This is a genomic window from Paenibacillus sp. IITD108, from assembly GCF_036541265.1.
In the GTDB taxonomy this organism is placed as follows: Bacteria; Bacillota; Bacilli; order Paenibacillales; family Paenibacillaceae; genus Pristimantibacillus.
Genome location: NZ_JAZHCT010000089.1, coordinates 1 through 725 on the forward strand (window position 1 = coordinate 1; position 725 = coordinate 725).

The 725-nt window shown below is 46.9% G+C and carries 1 protein-coding gene; it reads right to left on the minus strand.

The annotated features are described in order from the left end of the window. Positions 1-406: 406 nt before the first annotated feature. The coding region (locus V1L65_RS28630) for a transposase (protein WP_331702763.1) at positions 407-725 on the minus strand (319 nt) is incomplete at its 5' end.

The window sequence follows — 725 nt, forward strand, 5'->3', positions numbered from 1 at the left end:
TCCCTCGTATTTAAGGGTTTTTCTCACGAATGCTCACTCATTCGCAGGATTTCAATGATGTAGAAATCAGATAAGGCGGCAGAACGTAAGGACTGTAGAAAATCGGTGACAAATTGGGCATGCGGGAACAGAAATCGCACGTTCATGCATTTCTAGAGGCATACTTTACTGCACTTCTCCACCTGTCCCTTGGAGGTTCACCCTCCCATGTCTCTACGGGTCTATGCCCTTACATTCCTTCGTTCTACCTGACCAAGGTGTGGAGACCGATTGCGTTTACATGACGGGTCAAAGCCCTTTTGGTTGCCATACTCGGTCCTTTGTGCGTTCTTTGTTAAAAATCCTGCGAACGAATGAACATTCGTGAGAGTCGGTTTTACTTGTTTAAATACGATGTTTTTTACGATTATGCAGCTTTCGTTGTTTCGTGCGGGCTTTGGTAATGCTCTCCACGTTGAACCATCCCTACGAGGATTCGAGCCAGCTTGCCAATGAGCTTAAAGATAGAGCCCATCTTCGTCATTCCTTTGAGTTGGTTACGTATATGCCAGTACTTAAAGTCTACGTTCTGGTTGACCAGATTTAGCATGGCCAGATACAAGTATTTGCGCAGCATGCTATCGCCTCGCTTAGAAAGTTTAATTTGCCCCTTGTGTTTCCCCGATGTTCGCTCTGCCAGATTAAGGCCAGCCCGGCGCAGCAGTTGCCTGCCGTGTGCGTAATGG